Annotated in this window: 11 protein-coding genes and 1 tRNA gene; 6 read left to right on the plus strand and 6 right to left on the minus strand. The window is 36.8% G+C overall.

What is annotated here, in order from left to right; translation table 11 throughout:
• Positions 1–8: 8 nt before the first annotated feature.
• The 5 genes from AC1RRQ_RS13565 to AC1RRQ_RS13585 form a co-directional block, all read right to left on the minus strand.
• Positions 9–374, minus strand: coding sequence for a four helix bundle protein (locus AC1RRQ_RS13565; RefSeq protein WP_493023571.1), 366 nt, complete (start codon positions 372–374; stop codon positions 9–11).
• Between the two features lie 129 nt (positions 375–503).
• On the minus strand, positions 504–1,685 hold the full coding sequence (locus AC1RRQ_RS13570; RefSeq protein ID WP_198856475.1) for a thiolase family protein: 1,182 nt from the start codon (positions 1,683–1,685) through the stop codon (positions 504–506).
• 98 nt (positions 1,686–1,783) lie between these two features.
• Positions 1,784–4,174 (minus strand): 3-hydroxyacyl-CoA dehydrogenase/enoyl-CoA hydratase family protein, encoded by a 2,391-nt coding sequence (locus tag AC1RRQ_RS13575; protein ID WP_493023572.1) that lies wholly within the window; start codon positions 4,172–4,174, stop codon positions 1,784–1,786.
• Positions 4,175–4,225: 51 nt separating this feature from the next.
• Positions 4,226–4,675: a MarR family winged helix-turn-helix transcriptional regulator gene (locus AC1RRQ_RS13580; RefSeq protein WP_493023573.1), complete on the minus strand. Its 450-nt coding sequence runs from the start codon at positions 4,673–4,675 to the stop codon at positions 4,226–4,228.
• 221 nt (positions 4,676–4,896) lie between these two features.
• Complete coding sequence (locus tag AC1RRQ_RS13585; RefSeq protein ID WP_493023574.1) at positions 4,897–5,934, minus strand: helix-turn-helix transcriptional regulator; 1,038 nt, start codon at positions 5,932–5,934, stop codon at positions 4,897–4,899.
• A gap of 360 nt (positions 5,935–6,294) precedes the next feature.
• On the opposite strand from AC1RRQ_RS13585, the gene AC1RRQ_RS13590 reads away from it, so the two are divergent.
• Positions 6,295–10,686: a PKD domain-containing protein gene (locus tag AC1RRQ_RS13590; RefSeq protein ID WP_493023575.1), complete on the plus strand. Its 4,392-nt coding sequence runs from the start codon at positions 6,295–6,297 to the stop codon at positions 10,684–10,686.
• A gap of 16 nt (positions 10,687–10,702) precedes the next feature.
• On the plus strand, positions 10,703–11,704 hold the full coding sequence (locus tag AC1RRQ_RS13595) for a PorP/SprF family type IX secretion system membrane protein (RefSeq protein ID WP_493023576.1): 1,002 nt from the start codon (positions 10,703–10,705) through the stop codon (positions 11,702–11,704).
• Between the two features lie 297 nt (positions 11,705–12,001).
• On the opposite strand, the gene AC1RRQ_RS13600 is transcribed toward AC1RRQ_RS13595, so the two are convergent.
• Positions 12,002–12,616 (minus strand): HD domain-containing protein, encoded by a 615-nt coding sequence (locus AC1RRQ_RS13600; protein ID WP_493023577.1) that lies wholly within the window; start codon positions 12,614–12,616, stop codon positions 12,002–12,004.
• A gap of 648 nt (positions 12,617–13,264) precedes the next feature.
• Here AC1RRQ_RS13600 and AC1RRQ_RS13605 point away from each other — a divergent pair.
• The 4 genes from AC1RRQ_RS13605 (at position 13,265) to AC1RRQ_RS13620 (ending at position 19,110) form a co-directional block, all read left to right on the plus strand.
• Positions 13,265–13,382: transfer RNA gene (locus AC1RRQ_RS13605), tRNA-OTHER, on the plus strand.
• A gap of 190 nt (positions 13,383–13,572) precedes the next feature.
• Positions 13,573–15,813 (plus strand): hypothetical protein, encoded by a 2,241-nt coding sequence (locus AC1RRQ_RS13610; RefSeq protein WP_493023578.1) that lies wholly within the window; start codon positions 13,573–13,575, stop codon positions 15,811–15,813.
• Between the two features lie 670 nt (positions 15,814–16,483).
• Positions 16,484–17,905, plus strand: coding sequence for an RtcB family protein (locus AC1RRQ_RS13615; protein ID WP_493023579.1), 1,422 nt, complete (start codon positions 16,484–16,486; stop codon positions 17,903–17,905).
• Between the two features lie 407 nt (positions 17,906–18,312).
• Entirely contained in the window at positions 18,313–19,110 is a 798-nt protein-coding gene (locus AC1RRQ_RS13620) for a TatD family hydrolase (protein WP_493023580.1), read from the plus strand.
• Positions 19,111–19,141: the final 31 nt, after the last annotated feature.

Consider the following 19,141-nt stretch of genomic DNA (forward strand, 5'->3'; position numbering starts at 1 on the left):
TGCAAGAGTCAAGAAGAAAGATTGTTGTCTAACTTGTTGATGAAACCTGTGATCATCTTTTGAAATTCAATTATTTTGTTTTCTATTTCTTCTGTTTTTTCTTTTGATAAATAGGCGTTCTGACATGCTATCAATAATTGTGTCTGTAATTCAAATGAAGATCCTAAACTAATATTCAAATAGTGTTGAAAATGTTTATTCCCTCTGTTTGAACCTTCTGCAATATTTGATGGCATTGAAACGGAGCATCTATTCATCTGACTTGTCAAGCTATACATCTCGAATTTTGGAAAAGTTAATGTCAGTTTATAAATATCATTTGTAATATTCATAGCTAAAATCCAAATTTTCAAATTCTTAAAATTGTGTCTCATGTTTTTTTGAGGCAAGATAAGAAAGAAAAATTAAAAGTAAGTTTTTTACTACTTTTAAAGTCTTGTTCTCAGAATGGTTTCATTCCAAAATTCAGTCTTTCTTCTTGCATCTTTCCTCTTAAGAACAGTCTACAAAACCTCGTATACTCCAGCGCTTCCTTGCCCAGTCCCCACACACATAGAAACAATTCCGTATTTGTTACCTCTGCGTTTCATTTCGTCGAATAACTGAACAGAAAGTTTAGCCCCTGTACATCCCAGAGGGTGACCTAAAGCGATCGCTCCACCGTTTACGTTTACGATTTCCGGGTTTATATTTAATTCGCGAGTTACTGCTAATGCTTGTGAGGCAAAAGCCTCGTTTAATTCAATTAGCTCGATATCGTTCAATGTTAATCCAGCTTGTTTCAACGCTTTCGGAATTGCTTTTACAGGACCAATACCCATAATTCTTGGCTCAACACCAGAAGAAGCAAAGTTTACCAAACGTGCAATTGGTTCAAGATTTAATTCTTTTACCATTTCTTCGCTCATGATTAAAACGAATGCAGCACCGTCGCTCATTTGAGAAGAGTTACCTGCGGTTACACTTCCATCAGCAGCAAAAACGGGTTTTAAACCTGCTAAAGCTTCTTTAGAAGTTCCTGCTCTTGGACCTTCGTCTTTGTTTACAACGTATGATTTTGTTTCTTTTTTACCATTTTCATTGATGAAAGTCTGCTCAACAGTAATTGGAACGATTTGTTTGTCAAATTTTCCTTCTGCTTGTGCTTTTAACGCTTTCATGTGAGAGTTGTAAGCGAACTCATCCTGATCTTCTCTTGAGATTTTGTATTGATTAGCAACCGCTTCAGCAGTTAAACCCATTCCCCAGTAGTAATCTTCGTGACCTGCAGCCGCAACTTTATAATCCGGAGTTGGTTTGTAACCTCCCATCGGAATATAACTCATACTTTCTGCGCCACCGGCAATGATACAATCTGCCATTCCTGATTGGATTTTAGCTGTTGCCATTCCGATAGTTTCTAATCCAGAAGCACAGTAACGGTTTACAGTTACACCAGGAACATCTTCTACTTTTAATCCCATTAAAGAGATCAAACGGCCAACGTTAAGACCTTGTTCTGCTTCCGGCATGGCATTTCCTACCATAACGTCGTCGATACGTTTTTTATCAAAGTTAGGCAGTTCGTCCATCATAAACTGGATCGTTTCTGCAGCTAATTCATCAGGTCTTTTAAATCTAAAAACACCTTTTGGAGCTTTTCCAACTGCTGTTCTGTATGCTTTTACTATATATGCTGTTTTCATTTGTTTTTGTTTTTTTTAAGATTTATAGAAGCAAGAGCCAAGAGAAAAGACAAAACTTTGTTTTGAAATCTTGCTTCTTGCATCTTTCTTCTACTTTTCTAGTTACGAAGCGGTTTTCCTTTAGTTAACATATATTGAATACGCTCCAGAGTTTTTCTTTCTGTACATAAACTCAAGAAAGCTTCACGTTCGATATCTAATAAATATTGTTCAGATACTAAAGTTGCTTCAGATAAATCACCACCAGCCATTACATAAGCCAGTTTGTTAGCGATTTTCTTGTCGTGCTCAGAAATGTATTTTCCAGCCTGCATTTGATCTGTTCCAACTAAGAACATACCCAAAGCTTGTTTTCCTAAAACTTTAATATCATTTCTTCTGATAGGCTGTGTATAACCTGCTTCTGCCATTAACAATGCATGTTTCTTAGCTTCAGCAATCTGACGATCTTTGTTTACTACAATAACGTCTTTTCCATGCTGCAAAAGTCCAGTGTCAAAAGCTTCATAACCAGAAGTCGAAACTTTAGCCATTGCGATTGTCAAGAAATACTCTTGAAGAACGTTCAGCTCCACATCGTTTTTGCGGAATAAATCTGAAGCTCTTAACGTCATTTCTTTAGAACCACCACCACCAGGAATTACACCAACACCAAATTCAACTAATCCCATATAAGTTTCTGCAGCAGCAACCACTTTATCAGCGTGCAAACTCATTTCGCATCCACCACCAAAAGTCATTCCGTGAGGCGCCACTACAACTGGAATAGAAGAGTAACGAACACGCATCATGGTGTCTTGGAACAATTTAATTGCCATGTTTAATTCGTCGTATTCCTGCTCAACTGCCATCATGAAAATCATTCCGATATTAGCCCCAACAGAGAAATTCGCTGCTTGGTTTCCAATAACTAAACCTTGATATTCTTTTTCAGATAAGTCAATTGCTTTATTGATAGCAGCAAGTACATCGCCGCCAATAGTATTCATTTTAGATTGGAATTCTAAGTTTAAGATTCCATCTCCTAAATCCTGAATGATTGCACCACTGTTGCTCCAAACTTTTTTGCTTTCGCGGATGTTGTTTAGGATAATGAATGAATCTTGTCCAGGAACTTTAACTTGTGATTTTGTTGGAATGTTATAGAAATAAGTTGCTCCTTCTTTTACAGAGTAGAAACTATCGCTTCCAGAAGCCAGCATTTCAGTAACCCATGCAGCAGGGGCTAAACCTTCGGCTTTCATGATTTCAATTCCTTTGGCAACACCAATAGCATCCCAGATTTCGAATGGACCATTTTCCCATCCAAAACCAGCTTTCATGGCATCGTCAATTTTGTATAATTCGTCTGAGATTTCAGGAACTCTGTTTGAAACGTAAGCAAACATTCCAGCGAAACTCTTACGGTAGAATTCTCCCGCTTTGTCTGTTCCTTTTACTAAAACTTTAAAACGATTGATAGGTTTATCGATAGTTTTTGTTAGTTCAAGAGTAGCAAAATTTGCTTTTTTTGCAGCGCGGTATTCTAATGTATCTAAGTCTAAAGAAAGAATATCTTTATCTACTTTTTTATAAAAACCTTGTCCGGTTTTGCTTCCTAGCCAATTATTTTCCATCATTTTGTTGATGAAATCAGGAAGTTTGAATAATTCGTGTTGTTCGTCGTTAGGGCAGTTTTCGTAAATACCATTGGCAACGTGTACCAAAGTATCCAATCCAACAACGTCAACGGTACGGAAAGTAGCCGATTTTGGACGACCAATTACTGGTCCTGTCAATTTATCAACTTCTTCAATCGTTAATCCCATTTCTTTTACCAAGTGGAATAAACTCTGGATTCCGTAAATACCAATTCTGTTTCCAATAAACGCCGGAGTATCTTTAGCAACAACCGAAGTTTTTCCTAAGAATTTAGAACCGTATTCGTTTAAGAAATCCAATACTTCTGTAGAAGTTTTTGGACCAGGAATAATTTCAAATAATTTTAAGTAACGCGCAGGGTTAAAAAAGTGGGTTCCGCAGAAGTGCTGTTGAAAATCTTCGCTTCTTCCTTCGCTCATAAAATGAATTGGAATACCAGAAGTGTTAGAAGTAACTAAAGTTCCCGGTTTGCGGAATTTCTCGATTTGCTCAAAAACTAATTTCTTAATATCTAAACGCTCTACTACAACCTCAATAATCCAATCAACATTGGCAATTTTTGCCATATCATCAGTTGTATTTCCAGTTGTGATTCTGTTTGCGAATTTTTGACTGTAAATAGGAGATGGTTTAGATTTTAATGAATTCGCCAAATGTTCGTTTACCACACGGTTGCGAACGGCTTTACTTTCAAGTGTTAATCCTTTTTTAGCTTCAGCTTCGGTCAGTTCACGCGGTACGATGTCAAGAAGTAAAACTTCAACACCAATATTAGCAAAATGACAAGCTATTCCTGAACCCATAATTCCGGATCCAATTACAGCAACTTTTTTAATTGTGCGTTTCATATTTGTTAAATTTGTTTTTTGGGTAGAATTTGAATTGGTCTTCAAAAAAGATTATTCATTTTCTGTTTGATTGAATATATTTTTGTCCTGAATTAATTCGTTTATAATTTCAGAAACTTCGATAAAATGTTTCAGCTTTTCGTCTGTTACATGTTTTCTAACGGTTTCATTAAATTTCAGAACTGTATTTTTAGATAAATCTCTTTTTTCTTTTCCAAAATCGGTCAGGTAGATTAAAACACCTCGGCCGTCGCTTGGGTTCTTTTTGCGAACAATTAAACCTTTTTCTTCCATAGATTTTAAAGTTCTGGTTAAGCTGGTTGCTTCCATGCCCATTCTGGGACCTAAAGCGGTCGATGGAGTTCCTTCTTCCTTGTCCATACTTAAAAGAGCAAATCCGGTTGCCATGGTAGCATCGTATTTCGCAGCCTCTTCATTATACATTCTTGAAACAGCCTGCCATGTAGCTCTCAAAATATAATCTATTGTTTTGTCTTTCATAGGTAACTATATCGATTTCAAATATAATTAAAAAATACTATGCATGCATATTATTTTTTAATAATTTTTTGGTTAATTAAAAAATCTCACTGATTTCTAGTGGTTTGGTGGTTTATTTATAGTGAAATATACTATTCTTTTTTTAGATTTTAACATTTTTAATGCTGTAAAAATCTTTTTTTAGTTTTTAAAACGCTTTTAATTCTGTATTCTGTAAAAAATTATGCATTTAATTCAGTTATGTTTTCAGAATCGTATCGCGAAATGGCGCTTTGAAGTGTCTTTTTCATGCGATTTCTTAAACTTTCTGGCCTTAAAATCTCTAAACAGCTTCCAAAACCCAACAGAAGCCGTTCCATTTCATAATTAGGTATTACATATAGGTGTACAATAATACTACCATCTTCATTTTCCTTAATTAATCGCTGAGAAGTATGCAAAGGCTTTGTGAGTACATAAGGCGCATTCGAAGCATCGACCCATAGTTCGATACGTCTTGCATTCAATCCTGAATTTACAGTAACGCCAATTACATCTTTATAATAGGTATCGGCATCAAAATCTTCTTCTAGATAAGGAAGATTAAAATCGTAGTCAATTGAGATGATTCTATCCAAAGCCAAATTGGTAATGGGCTGTGAGGCTTTTTTCTTTCCAATCAAAAACCAGCGGTTATTGAACTCTTTTAATATAAAAGGATGGAAATGGAATTTCGTTTCTTCGGCAGATTTAAAAGATTTATACGTAATAAGCAGTACCATTTTCTTGATTATCGCCTGATATATTTCATCCAGATAATGAAGCCCTTTTAGCTTTTCGTTTTTATCCAGATAAATAACAGGTTTGGTATGGGATTTTTCAGAATAGATTTTATCCTCCAGTCGCTGCAGAATATCGGAAACATCATTAAATAAAGAGAAATCTTTAAATTGTTTCAGCATCGAAACTGTTTCGGTTAAAACATTCATGTCGGTTTCTGTAAGCGGAATATCGGTTATAGAAAAATCTTCGTCTTCATATTTATAATACTTTTTATCATAAACCACGATTGGCGCATTATAGCCTAGTTTTTCACTTCGCATCAGCTGAATATCCATCTGAATGGTTCGCTTGCTGATTGGGTTTTCCCGACCTTCGTATTCGAATAAAGCTTCAGAACAGCATTCGATTAAATCCTCAAGTGTCCATTGCCGATATTTATTCTGCAGGCATTTGTCGATGGTTTTGTACCGGATTAAGGCATTTTTGTTTTGTGACATATTATGTTGTTTTTTGCAGCGAAGACGCGAAGGCGCAAAGTTTTTTTGTTTCACGCTCCCGATAGCTATCGGGAGTGGAGACGCAAAGTTTTTTTGCCACTCCCGATAACTATCGGGATAAAGGATTAAAGAGATTTTTAAATCTGCTAAATCTGCGTGAAACAAAAAAACTCTATGACTTAGGGTCTTCGCGAAATTACATTTGGTTTCGATTCATTTTTCATTAAAAATATTTCATTTAATTCTAATACGCAATAGTGTTGCGTACTAAAATTTAACAACTTAATTCTAAATCAGATTTTTAATATTTTTTTATGTTAAAAAATCATATACTTTTACGCACAATTTGATTCGACGTATATGGGGAAACTTTACTTACTGCCTTTAAGTTTTATTTTTTTTATAACCACATCAGTATTTGCATTTAATGAAAATAACGCTGAAAATCTGTCTCTTACCAATTATAATTTAACTGTTCCTCCTACAGTAGATTTTAATTTTACAAACGATGGAAGTTGTTCTGGAACACCGGTAACATTTAACGCAATCGTAACAGGTGCAGCTCCTTTTGTTTACAATTGGGATTTTGGCGATGGAACTACGTCAATAGTCCATAATCCTAATCATACTTTTACAGCGCTTGGCTGCGGTGTGCAAAATTTTACTGTAAAATTGACTGTTATGGATGCCAATGGCGATGTAAATACGGTTACTAAAATAGTTTCGGTTGCACAAAAGCCAGATTTAAAGTTTGTAGATTTAAATGCGCCATGGTCTACAAAACCTTTTGAAAGATGTGGTGATAATAACTCAGATCCAAAATACACGATTAATGTTGGAAATAGTTCGACTTCAATTTCCTGTATAACTTCTTATGATGTGGATTGGGGAGATGGAAGTAAAGAAACAAACGTTACTTTCCCTAAAACCCATGAATATAAAAAATTGGGTTCGTTTAATATGGTAATTACGGCCTTAGGAACAAATTCGTGCAGTAATTCGATTACTTATGTTGTAAAAAATTCTAATAACCCAATTGGGGCGCTTATTGCTCCGGGTAATACCACAAACTTTTGTACACCAGTTCCTGCAATGGATTTTGCAATTGGATCATGGGGACGAAATCCATCAGATACAAATTATCAGGTAAATTATGGAGATGGTACTTTTCAAAATTATAGTCAGGCAGAATTAGAGAGTTCACCTTATTATAATAGTGCAAATCCGGGTGCGTCGCAAAATTTTCCTATTCCGCATACATTTACACGCTTTAATTGTCCGTCAGGAAATACGGTAACCTTAACCATAACAACATCCTGCGGAAGGACTTATCTAACGGCTGGTCCTATTATTATTTTAGATGTTCCAACGATAAGTTTTGATGTAAATAGTATTATATGTGCCAATACGTATGCTAATTTTACTAATACGACTACAGCGGGTTATACCAACGGATGCAGCACTTATAATGTATACACTTGGGATTTTGGAGACGGAACGCCAGTTTCAAGAGATGTGAATCCGTATCATATCTATACAACTCCGGGTACTTATACTGTAAAATTGTCTGCTCAGACTCCATGTGGAGTCGGGACATCGACCACACGTACAATATGCGTTGAACCTGTCTTAGAACCTAATTTTACTTTTGGTAATGCATGTGCTTCGTCAAATGTTCAAATTACCAATACTACTGATGCCAGTTTAGGCTGTGGTACAGAAAGCTATTTTTGGGAAGTTACCTATTATTATGAAGGTTTCTGCGGAAAAGAACCTATAAAAGGATCGGGCAGAGGACAGTGGAGTTTTGCCGATGGTACCTATTTCGGATCAAAAAATCCTGTCTTTAATTTTGCAATTCCGGGTACTTATTATGTAAGGTTAACAACCCGAAATTCATGTGGAATTGACAGATACATTACAAAAGAAATTCAAGTAAAGAAACCGCCGGTTACGACCTTAGAGCCCATTTCAGATTTTTGTAATTCGGCAACCATTAAACCCGTTGGAAAAGTAGAAGAAACCTGTTCTCCAAGTTCTGAGATTACGTATCTATGGACTTTCCCCGGAGGAACTCCTGCATCTTCGACCTCACTTGATCCGGGTTCTATTAATTATACCGTCAGCGGGAATTATCAAGCTATATTTAGTGTAACCAATAGCTGCGGTACGACGACAAAAACGGCTAATTTTTCTGTTAATACCGTTCTTTCGCCTATTATAACTCCAAAAACAGTAAAAATATGCAGTGGGAACTCCTTTCAGGTTACACCGTTTACGAATGGAACAGATAATGTGCCTGCAGGAACTACCTATGTATGGGGAGCGCCTGTGGTTAATCCTCCCGGAGCAGTAAGCGGTGCTTTTGCCGAATCAACTCCAAGAACAACTATCAGCCAAACGTTAACAAATAATACAACTAATCGAGCTACGGTAACTTATACGATATCACCAATTTCAAAAGTCTGCCCTGGACCGGATTTTACCATCACAGTAACAGTTGATCCGTTAATTAAGGTAGTCGAAACAATAAAACCAGGAACCTGTTTTGGGGCTAATGATGGAGCCATAAATATTACTGTCGCAGGAGGTATTCCTTTTGCAACCGGAGCTCCGTATACTTTTACATGGACAGGTCCAAACGGATTCACAAGTTCAAACCAGAATATTGCGAATTTAAAACCGGGATATTATAACTTAACCGTTGGCGATAATGGTAATTGTCCGTTTTCAAGAACCTATTATGTCGGTGAACCCGGGAAATTTCAAATTTTAGGAAATTCTAAACAAGATGTAACCTGCTTTGCTTTAAATGACGGAAGAATAAACCTGACCATTTCCGGCGGTAATCTGCCCTATACTTTTGTATGGACCAAAGATGGAGCTCCTTTTACACCTAATTCAGCAAATCTTAGTAATCTGGGCCCCGGAAAATATGATGTAACGATTACAGAAGCTAACAGCTGTGATATACTTCATGCAACTCAAACAATTATAGAACCACCATTATTAAAACTAAGCTTTGTCAGCAAAACAGATATTTTGTGTTACGGTTATTCTACAGGAGAAATTAATGTAACAGCAGCAGGTGGAAGGGTAACCGAAACTTCTCCGGGTGTTTTTAATTACAGGTATTTTTGGAGAGGACCAAACGGATTTACAAGCACGTCTCAAAACTTGAGAAACGTTCCCGCCGGAACCTATAATTTAACGGTAACAGATAATTCTAACTGTACAGATGTTCTGCAAGTTATTTTACTTCAAAATGATGAAATAAAATTAGAATATACTAAAACAGAAATCGCTTGTTACAATTATGCTAATGCTTCTATTACCATTAACAATATTACAGGAGGAGTGCCATTTACAACTGGTGATCCCTACATTATTAAATGGAGTAATTTAGGAAGCGGGCGCGTGCAGAATAATTTAACTGCAGGAACTTATATAATTTCGATTACAGATGCAGTAGGCTGTCCAAAAGAGTTTAGAATAGTAATTGATAACGCTCCGGTTTTCACCATCAAACCCGATATCAAGAAAATATCATGTTTTGGCGAAAAAGATGCTCATATCCGCTTGAATCTGGTAGGCGGAAAAGCACCTGTTTCTTTAGTTTGGGATGATGATGCAACAGCTGGAATTGAAAGAAATAATCTGGGTCCTGGAAAATATTCGGTTACAATTAAAGATGCCAAAGGATGCGAAATACACGACACTTTTATTATCGAAGAGCCTTTACTGCTCGAACTAAATGCCGATGTAAAGAATCCGTTAGACTGTCTTAATTCGAATACAGGTTCTATCAATCTGGTTGTAACAGGCGGTACGCCTCCTTTTACATACGATTGGTCAAATGGTGCCAAAACAGAAGACTTAAATAATTTAATACCTGGAAACTATACCGTAAAAGTAACAGACGCTCACGGCTGTACTAAAACCGATACATGGAAAATTATCCGTTTTGAACAATTAGCCCCAACGATCGAAGTTTTAACCGACTTTAATTGCGATACAAAATATGTAAAACAAACTTTTGTAGGCCATGTAAAAGGAGGAATTCCGCCTTATACACTTAGCTGGTCAGACGGAGACGTTTCTGGTGCTAATAATGAAATCATGAATACTGATAATAACGGATTAGTGATTTTTACCGTAAAAGACAGTTTTGGTTGTTCTGCCAATGTTTCTTACAATGTAAATACACCCGTTTTAGGCGTTGCTAATTTTGCTGTAAGCTCTTATGCAAAAGATGTTTATGATTTGTATTCAATTTATGATCCTATCACCTTTACCAATATGGCTACAGGAACCTATAATCGAATTTCATGGGATTTTGGAGACGGAAATTTTTCAGATGAAGAAAATCCGAAACATATTTATACAAAAGTGGGAACGTATACTATAAAACAAACTGTTACCTATCCTTTTGGATGTCAGTACACTTATACCACCACAATAAAAGTAGAAAAAGGATACAGCCTTATTATGCCAAATGCCTTTACGCCTAATAATGATGGTTATAACGACACATTTGCCCCTGTATTTTTAGGATTGTCTAATATAACTCTGGATGTTTTTGACACATGGGGAGCCGTAATTTATTCAGAAACAGGCGTAAATATTAGAGGATGGAATGGTAAAGTAAGAGATATAGATGCCGAAAATGGAAATTACTACTATAAAATAACCTTAAAAACCTTTTACAATCATACCGTAGTTGAAAAAGGCGCCTTTACACTAATTAAATAAGCAACCCATATTACCAATGAGATTAAAACTATTTATTATAATAATTACATGTTGCTTATATTCTAAAGTAAGAGCGCAAGACCCAATTTTTACACAATATTTTTTAGTACCCGAAACCTTAAATCCAGGATTTACAGGTTTTATGGAAACTACTTATGCCGGTATCATTCACCGCGAACAATGGCCGGAATTAGATCTTAGAATAGATACCGATTATGCTTTTGTGAATACCTGGAGCGACCGTATGAACAGCGGTTTCGGAATCAGTTTTTTAAACCAGAGAGAAAATCTAACCAATTATAATTTTTCGCAGTTAAATGCCAATTACGCCTACAAAGTACGTTTAAATGACGATTGGTATTTTAGACCTGGAATAGAAGCCGGATTTGGATTAAAATCATTTGCATTCCAGAATTTACTGCTCGAAGATCAAATTAACATCCGAACAGGCGCCATAAATACAAGCTCAATGGACCCAATGTTATTGAACAGACGTGCCACATTTTTTGACGTTTCGGCAGGAATGGTTTTCAATACAGACAAAGCGTGGATTGGCCTATCGATGAAACACCTTAACAGACCTAATATTGCCTTTAGTTCAGAGGGAAATGTGCCTTTAAACACTTTCTTTTCGCTAAGTGCCGGCTACGAGTTTTTGGTAATAGATTATATTGATGTACTCCTGCTTCCGTATGAAACAAAGTTTTTCTTAACGTCAAATTACATGCAGCAAGGCCGATACAACAGACTTGATTTAGGAGCTTCTATATTATTCGAAAAAATATTTTTTGGAGCAACCGCAGTAACAAATCCTGCAAAAAACGGAATAAACGGCGATTTACTCACATCTGTAAACTTATTTACCGGATTGCAGTACGAGCATTTAAGATTAGGATTTTCGTATGATCTCAATACAACCAAAATTGGAAAAACCGGAGGTATCTACGAACTATCCTTAACCTATCAGTTCGATTTGCGCCGAAAATGTTTTGGCTGTCCTAATTATTCCGGAAACTAACATAAATAAGCCGTTGCATAATTTGGGCGTGTCCCCGCCGAAAAAGGCGGGTCGGGCTTTCGGCTTTATCTTTTGTTCCGTTTCACTTCACAAAAGGATATCGCCTCAATCCCTCACGCATTTACGGTAATAATAAAATTTCGTCTTATAACATTGTTTGGATAACAAACCCGACAGGTTTTCAAAACCTGTCGGGTTTAACTGCGTCTACACAACGAATATCACAATACGTTAGACGCACTGCTGTGCGTCTCTACAGAAAAACTTTGCGACTTTGCGTCTTTGCGAGACTAATATCTACATTAATAATAGAATCTCCTTTTCAATATTCGCTCTCGCTTTTTCTTCATACAAATTCCGAAACTCCTCGGTTTGAAAAATAAATTCATTCTCCAAAAAATGCGTTAAGGCTTTGGCGCGCCCGGGTTTGTATAGAAAATCAGGATAAATGCGATATTCTTTTCTAATTTGTTCAAAATAGATTTTATAGTCATCCCAATCTTTAGCAAGAATCTTCAAATCAAAATCAATTAACCAATTAATATCTTCAATTGTATTTTGCTGATGTTGCTGCGTTGCGCAGATCGCATCAAAAACCAATTGTTTGTTTAAACTTATATTTTCAGGTAAGATCGATAAAGCATATTCAGCACTTTTAAGTTCGTTATCTTTTTTGGAAGCCGAATAAACAAAATCATGATAAAAAATAGAAAATAATATTTCGTTTGGGTTTTGAAGTTGATCACGATACTTTTCAAAACTCACAATCATTTCTTTTAAATGCGTAAGATTATGATAATGCCTTGATTTTTTGGAATATGCCTTTTCTAAATCAATCCAGTTCTGTTGAATATCATTTGCTGAAAAGCCAATATTAGAAAGTAATTCAGAATAAATTTTCTGTAAATTCATGTTGTTTTTATTTAATCTATTAAAAGCTCCGGAGGAGCAAAATATTTATAGCCAATTTATAGACAACGGTTAAAAAGCTCCAGCGGAGCGACATCTCCAATTTTATATTTCATTAATAATATGTCGCCCCGCTGGAGCTATTGAAACGCGTTTAGGAAATATCTATAAATATACCGTCCCTCTGGGACTCATGTTTTTTGTAATTTGAAAATATCTATAAATATGCCGCCCCGCTGGGGCTATTGAAACGCGTTAGGAAATATCTATAAATATACCGTCCCTCTGGGACTTATTGTTTTTTATCAAATTTAAAAAAAGCTATAAATATTCCGTCCCGCTGGGACTTATGTGACTTTTGTAAATAAATGTTTTAATCAAATTTAAAATTCTTTTTTTACTGCGCAAAATAATTGCGCAGCACTTTCGAAATCTTTGCTCAAGAAATAAAACAAATAGTATTTCTAAAAAAATGAAACAAAATTTTACTACGCAAAATAACTGCGCACTAGTTTAGAAATCTTTGTTCAGGAAATAAAAACAAACGTTCATAGAAATAAAATAAAGAATAAAACAGGTCAAGTTTGAGTTACTTCGAAAACTTTCCAATGTACACACTTACGCCATTACCTTTTTATTCCATTATTACAGGAAGCAGTAGCTCAGTGGATAGAGCAGGTAGTTTTGAAATTATCAATCAAAGGTCAATCCAAACTTACTTCGTACACTTTTAATGTCCGGGTCGTGGGTTCGAATCCCATCTGCTTCACTATTAATATCGAAAGATCATTAATAAAAAAGAGGGTCAAAATTAGCTTACTTCGGGGGAACCCACCAAACTGTCACTTTGAAACAGCTAATTCATTACACTCAAATTTAAGGTCAAGTGTTTCTTACTTCAAAAATCTTTTAGGTAGAACTCAGAAACGCAATTATCTAAATTTTAAAAATTAAAAAAAATGAAAACAAAAGAATTATTAAAAATCAGTTTACGTCAAAATGCCATTTTCATTCCATCAGAAATGATTACGAATGATGTTAAAAATTTATCAGGAACAACTTCAGTTTTGTTAGCCAATGTTTCAAAACTTGGATTTACATTTTCTGAATCATTATTGCATGCTTTAAACAATGTGAGCCCGAATTATAAAGTTGAGGTTTTAGAAGTTTTGAGAGAAGTTTTAGGAACAGATAAAAACTGGACACCATTGGTTAAAGAATGGAATGTTCCAACAGGAGAATCTGTTTTGGATCATATTATCACGTATTTCGGAAATGTTTTTAAAACTAAAAACGGAACGACTTTACAATGCGGCCATATTATCCCGGATAATACTTTTCCATTAGAAAGATACAACGGCTGTCCATTCTGCGGTACTCCGTTTGAATTTGGAAAACTGGAAAATATCGGACAAGGAAGCAAATTGAAAATGCTTGAATTGTGGACAGAAAAAGATTTAAATGATTTCTATATATCGTTATTGCAATCTAAAACCGCTTTAGACGCTACGCAAGTAGATAGTTTAAAAATGGTTATGCAAAATTTGCCTTTACCAAAAACAGATGTAGCAATGAAGGAAACTTTAATGCTCGTAATTGATCTTTTGATCGAAAACGGTAAAGAAGCCGAAGCGTCTCAATTTTTAAAAACGCCAACAGATATCTTACGATACTTGTGGTATAAAAACACAGGAATGCTTCAAATTGTCGAGCCAAAAACGATTATCAAAAGAACATCAAAAAATGCTCAGCATTTATGGAATGTTTTAGATACAAGCGTTCAGGCCAGAATTGCATCAACAAATGATTTGAAATTAAAATATTCCCGAAAAGAATGTTTAATGGTCGCAAACTGGTTGAATAATATGGATATGGACGTTGAGACGATGTGCGAAACCATGCACCCAAAAAGAGGAATGTGGGTTCGTTTTATCCGAGCGTTGCGTTTGGCAGAATATAGCAAAAGAAAAGGATTTGAGAAATTGAATTTTTTAATGGATGTATTCTACAACCAAGTCTATGATGTTTGGCAAAGCAAAGTAAACACGTCAAGATTAAAATTTGATGCCGATAAAACATTTGCCTTATTAAAACAACGTCCAGGATTGTTTGCTCGTTCGTTATTCTCAAACATGTTATGGTTTGGAGCAGATGAAACAATTGCACATTTTGAAGAAATCATCGATAAAGTTCCGGCTCGATTGGTGTTTACTTTAAACATGTATGCTCAAAATTATTTCGATAAAAACATGCAGAGAAGTGTGAAACCTTTGGGTGGAACAAACAAACGAATTGCAGCAAATCAGTTATTAGGATTATACGAAGATTTTCAGTTGGAAGCGATGAAAAATCAAATTGAAGAATTGTGTCTTTTGGCCATGAAAAAACGATTTGTTGCAGTTGCTAATACTAACAAAACCATCTATATCGATCCGCAGTTGTTTAATATTCCGGTTTCTATAGGAGATCGAAGCGAAACCGTTCAGGATTTGCCAGTTGCTTTAATGGGAACACGTTTTCCGGTTGAAGGAAACGAAGTGCGATTGTTTATGCAATGGGGTAAAGATTTGCCGGCACAACATTTAGATATGGATTTGAGCTGTCATATCGCTTATGAAGATAAAGCCGATATTTGTTCTTTCAGCCGATTAACCACAACAGGTTGTCAGCATAGCGGTGATATCCGAAGCATTCCAAATAAAATTGGAACAGCCGAATATATCAACATCAACATCGACGAATTGGCGAAAGCCAACGCAAAATTTGTAACTTTTACATGTAATGCATACATAAACGGAAGTATTACGCCAAATTTAGTCGTAGGTTGGATGAACAGCAAACACCCGATGAGAATTTCGGAGAAAACCGGTGTAGCGTACGATCCGTCGTGTGTAGATCATCAGGTTCGTGTAACGCAGAGTATTGCCAAAGGCTTAGTTTTTGGAGTGTTGGATGTAGCCAAAAGAGAAATCATTTGGTTAGAGATGACCTTCGGCGGACAAGTAGTTGCAGGTTTGGATTTTAAAGGCGTTCAGGCGTTGTTAGCAAAACTAAACAGCAAATTGAATATTGGTAATTTGTTACAGCTTAAAGCGGAAGCCCAAGGTTTAACAATAATCCAAGATCAAAATGCCGATGAGGTTTACACAGCGCAATGGGCCATGAATCCAGCGGTTGTTACACAGTTATTGGTAGATTAAAAGGTTCTAAGGGACTAAGGTTCTGAGGTTCTAAGGTTTTTGTAGAGGCGCATTGCAGTGCGTCTCCGCAAAGATTGGTAAATTAGGTTCAGAGACGCAAAGGTTCAAAGGTTTTTGTAGAGGCGCACTGCTGTGCGTCTCCGCAAAGATTGGAAAATTAGGTGCAAAGGTGCAGAGAGGCAAAGGTTCAAAGGTTTTTGTAGAGGCGCACTGCTGTGCGTCTCCGCAAAGACTGGTAAATTTAATCTCGCAAAGGAGCGAAGGCGCAAAGTTTTTTTTTTGCCACAGATTAAAGGATTAAAAGATTATTAAAAATCTGCAGAATCTGCGTGAAAAAAATCTTTGGAGTTATACTAACCACACAGTTTGTCATTTCGACCGAAGGGAGAAATTACACGCGGGATGCGACAAAGATTGGCGACGTTCTGTGCGGAGTTTCTAGTGTGATTTCTCCTTACGTCGAAATGACAAAAGTTGAGAAAAAAATCATTTTAATCCTCATAATCTGTGGCTTAAAAAAATAAAATCTTAGCGACTCTGCTCCCGATAGCTATCGGGATTGCGAGAAATAAAAAAACTACGCAAAATAACTGCGCAGCAGTATAAAACCTTTGCACCTATGAACCTCTGATCCCGATAGCTATCGGGGTTGTCCCTTAAAAAGAAAAAAATGGAAACACAAATAAACGGTACAGATATATTAGAATTAGGATTTCCTGAAGGAAAAATAATTGGGATTGCCTTAAAAATAAACAGCAAAAGAAACGGATTCACAAGAGACGAAATGATCGTAAATTTCAAAAACGTCTTGGAAACTCCGGAGCATTATATAGACGATAAAATCTTCAGCAAACTGGCTGTGGCTTTAATCGAAAAATCGAATGAAAAACCAGAAGATTTTATCGCTTTAAATCAAAATCCGAATGCATATTCCGCTTACGGATTAGATCATATCGAAGACGGAGCCAGAAAACAAATGGAAGTGGCCATGAAACTGCCTGTTACGGTTGCCGGAGCTTTAATGCCAGACGCGCACCAAGGTTACGGATTGCCGATTGGCGGGGTTTTAGCCACAAAAAACGCCATTATTCCGTATGGTGTTGGAGTTGATATTGGGTGTAGAATGGCGTTGTCGGTTTATGATATTCCGGAAGCTTTTTACTTTGAAAACGAAGCCAAGTTCAAAAAAGAATTAATAGCTAATTCCATTTTTGGAGCAGGTCACGGATTTCACGGTCAGTACAAATCAGATCATGCGGTTTTGGAGAACGATACATTCAATATGAATCCGTTTGTGAAGAACTTGAAAGATAAAGCCTGGTCGCAATTAGGATCTTCGGGTGGCGGAAATCACTTTGTTGAATTCGGAATCATGGAGTTTGCGCAAGACGATGCGGTTTTGAATATTCCAAAAGGAAAATACGTCGCTTTGTTAACACATTCCGGTTCACGTGGAATGGGAGCCACCATTGCCGGACATTATACTAAAATCGCCAAAGACGTTTGTAAACTTCCGGAAGTGGCCAAAAACTTAGCCTATCTGGATATGAATTCACAAATGGGACAAGAATATTGGCTGGCGATGAATTTGGCGGGAGATTACGCTTCGGCTTGTCACGAGATTATCCATAACAAAATGGAACGTGCTCTGGGTGCGGCAATTTTAGCCAAAGTCGAAAACCACCATAATTTTGCCTGGAAAGAAATCTGGAACGGCGAAGAAGTGATCGTACATAGAAAAGGAGCAACCCCAGCCGGGAAAGGCGTTATGGGAATTATTCCGGGAAGTATGACCGCGCCGGGATTTTTGGTGAGAGGAAAAGGCGAGGAGAACGCCATTAATTCGGCTTCGCATGGAGCAGGAAGACAAATGAGTAGAACCCAAGCCATAAAAAACATCACACAATCTGAGATGAAATCGATCCTGAGAGATCATGGCGTTACGCTTATCGGAGCAGGTCTGGACGAAGCCCCAATGGCGTATAAAGATATCAATCAGGTGATGGAAGCGCAACAGGATTTAGTAGATGTTGTAGCGAAGTTTACCCCGAAATTGGTTAGAATGGCAGATGACGGAAGCCGAGAAGATTAGTTTCTTTAGAGGTTCAAAGTGACAGAGGAACAAAGGTTCAAAGGTTTTTTTTCGTACTGTTTGTCATTTCGAGGAACGAGAAATCGCACGCGGGATTCGACAAAGATTGGCGACATTCTTTGCAGAGTTTCTAGTGCGATTTCTCCCTTCGGTAGAAAAGACAAACTTTGTGGTTACTTTGAGCTCAAATAATTTTTTCACGCTCCCGATAGCTATCGGGATTGCAGATTCCAGTGGATTAAAAAAGATTTTTATAAATAATCTGCGCATATCTGCTTAAATCATTTTAAATCTGCGTGAAAAAAAACTTTGCGACTCAGCGACTTTGCGAGATTAAAATAATAATTATAGACCAAAGAATAAAAAAACTTTGTGTCTTAGTGCCTTCGCGGCAAAAAACAAAAAACATGAATTACATAGACATAGGAATCAACCTAACAAATAAACAATTCCATAACGACATAGACGATGTCGTACAAGACGCGATCGATGCCGATGTATCGCAAATGATACTCACGGGCACAAGCGTACGAAACAGCGAAGAATCTGCTAAGATTGCGAGGCAGTATCCGGGCGTGCTGTATGCAACGGCGGGAATACATCCGCATGATGCGAAAAGTTTTGATGCGCAGAGCATTTCGAAACTGCGAAATTTATTAAAGCAGAAACAAGTCGTTTCGATTGGCGAATGCGGACTCGATTTTGATCGTGACTTTTCGCCCAGAAACAAACAGGAAGAATGTTATAAAGCCCAATTAGAATTGGCAATCGAAGTACAGAAACCTTTGTTTTTGCACGAAAGAAGCGCTTTTAATTCTTTTATGAATATCACCAAAGACTATTTACCACAATTGCCAAAAGCCGTTGTGCATTGTTTTACGGGAACTTTGGAAGAAGCCAAAACCTATCTCGATAACGGATTTTATCTGGGTTTTACGGGAGCGATTTCTGATGTTAAACGTTTCAGCCATTTAAATGAAGTGATTCAGTACGTACCGCTCGACCGAATGATGATTGAAACCGATGCGCCGTTTATGCTTCCTAAAAATGTCCCGAACAGCCTTTTAAAGAAATACCACGAACGTCGCTGCGAACCTGCTTTTCTGCCCTATGTTGCCGGAACAATTGCACAGTTTAGAGGAATTACTTTAGTTAAAGCAGCGGAGGAAACGACGAGGAATTCTAAAAGGTTTTTTGGGATTTAATATTAATTGCAAAGATTATTTGTTGGCTTTT

Source organism: Flavobacterium sp. GW821-FHT12A05, assembly GCF_058807735.1.